Annotated in this window: 2 protein-coding genes; one reads left to right on the top strand and one right to left on the bottom strand. The window is 78.6% G+C overall.

The genetic code is table 11. From position 1 onward, the window contains the following. Window positions 1–625: NPCBM/NEW2 domain-containing protein (locus L1885_RS27735; RefSeq protein ID WP_235799896.1), on the top strand; the 625-nt coding region annotated here is incomplete at its 5' end. A 48-nt stretch (window positions 626–673) separates the two neighbouring features. On the opposite strand, the gene L1885_RS27730 is transcribed toward L1885_RS27735, so the two are convergent. Next, window positions 674–1,959, bottom strand: a 1,286-nt coding sequence (locus L1885_RS27730) for an asparagine synthase-related protein (protein WP_235799895.1), incomplete at its 5' end; no start/stop codon positions are given.

Raw genomic sequence — 1,959 nt, 5'->3', positions numbered from 1 at the left:
GGCGCCCCCGGCCCCCGACGCCAAGGCGCCCGCTCCGAAGCCGCACCCGGCGTCGCCCTCCCCGTCCCATCACGCCACCCCGGCACCGCACGCGCCGGCGCCCGCCACCCCGTCGCCGCCGTCCACGCCCCGGGCGCCGTCGCCGAGCCGCACGTCCGCACCGCCGTCGCCCCCGCCTCCCCCTCCGCCGCCGGCCGAATTCCCCGTCGACCAGCTGCTCTACGCGGCACAAGGCGACGGCACGAAGCCGGAGATCCGGCTCGCCTCGGCCGGCCGGCTCTGGCAGCGGCACCGCATGTCGGTCGCCGGGACGCACTACGGCAGCGGCGTCAGCATGCACGGCCCGGGCAGCGCGACCATCGACCTCAACCGGCCCTGCACCACCTACCGGGCGTCGGTCGGTGTCGACGACGCGACCCTCGGCCTCGGTGCGCTGCGCTTCTCGGTCTACGGCGACTCCGGGCCGCTGTGGACGTCGCCCGTCGTGCGCGCGGGCCGTCCGGCGGTCCCCGTGTCAGTGCCCCTCGCGGGGCAGCGGACCATCCGGCTGGTGGTGCGGCCGGTGACGCCACTCGGCGCGGTCGCGATCGGGGACTGGGCGCAGGCCCGCATCAGCTGCGGCTGAGCGGGCGACCGGGCGCGGGCTTCGGGCCCCCGTGGCGGGAACCGGCCCTCAGGCCCGCAGCGTCGGCCTCGGGACGACCCCGCCCGCCACCGCCCGGCGGCGCGGCGCCGCGGTGCCCGTCCAGCAGGTGCCGCGGCGCGAGAGCAGGCGGCGCAGCCACAACTCCGTGGAGACGAGGTCGGCCAGGCCGTCCAGCGGCACCGCCTCGCCGTCCGCCGCCGCGCGCAGCGCCTTGCGCACGACGCGCGCCTCGATGAGGCCCGCGTCGGCGAGGAGGGGCGCGTCGAACAGGTCGACCAGCTCCCCTATGGCCGAACGCAGACCCACCCGGTTGACGGCCGCGTAGGTCGCGCGCGAGGTGGCGCCCCAGCCCGGCGGCAGGTCGTGGATGCCGGTTCCGGCGAGGACCGTGCGCAGGACCTCGGCCCGCGCGTCGGGCTGCACCCGCAGTGCTTCCGGCAGTTCGCGGCAGGCGCGGACGACCTGGTTGTCGAGGAACGGCGCGTGCAGCCGCTGGCTGCGGATCTCCGCCGCCTGCTCGAAAACACGGTGGTCGGCCGCGTAGCGGGCGAGGGCGGCCCGGGCGCGGGCCTCGCCCGGGCGCTGCACGGAGGTGGGCCGGGTGGCCGCGAGGTGGAGCCGCTGGGAGACCTGCGCGAGCGCCTCGCCGGTCAGCCAGCGGGCGGCCGGGCCCGGCCGGGACCAGGTCAGGGCGGCGAGGGAGGCGGCCACCGGGCCGCCGTAACCGTGCGGCAGGGCCGTCCTGTTCGCCTCGGGCAGTCGGGCCGCCGCGTCCTCCATGCCGGTGCGGTACGGGGTGCGGGCGAGGCGGCGCGCGGCGCGGTAGAGGGTCAGCGGCACGAAGAGGGAGGACGGGGAGGCGCCTTCGGAGCGGGCGAGTTCGGCCACGGGGTGCAGGAGATGGCGTCTGCGGCGGTCGAGCAGCAGGTCCGCCAGGCGCGCGGGGTGCGCGTCGAGCACCTGCCTCGCGCCCGCGCCCGTCAGGTGGTCGGCGCTGCCCGCCGCGAGCCGCCGCTTGTGCCGCGCCGCGCTGATCAGCGCGGGCCCCGGCTCGTCCGTGAGGGGCCCGTCGAGGTCCGCGTACGGCAGGGCCTCCGAACCGCCCGCGACGACGACGTGGTGGAGGCGGGGGTTCTCGGCGATGAGGCCCGCCCGTTCGAGCTCGGCCTCGTCGCGGCCCCCCTTGGTCAGGTCGTTGAAGGTGACGGCGAGGAGCCGCTCGCCGGCGCCCGTGCCGTGGCCGAGGACCGTGCCGGGCGCGTCGGGCAGGCCGGCCGCGAGCAGCGCCAGCGTCGCGGACGCGCTGCCGCCCG

Source organism: Streptomyces fuscigenes (genome assembly GCF_021556455.1).
Classification (GTDB): domain Bacteria; phylum Actinomycetota; class Actinomycetes; order Streptomycetales; family Streptomycetaceae; genus Streptomyces; species Streptomyces fuscigenes.
The sequence above is the reverse complement of the archived record's forward strand: the minus strand, read 5'-3'. Positions and strand labels throughout refer to the sequence as shown.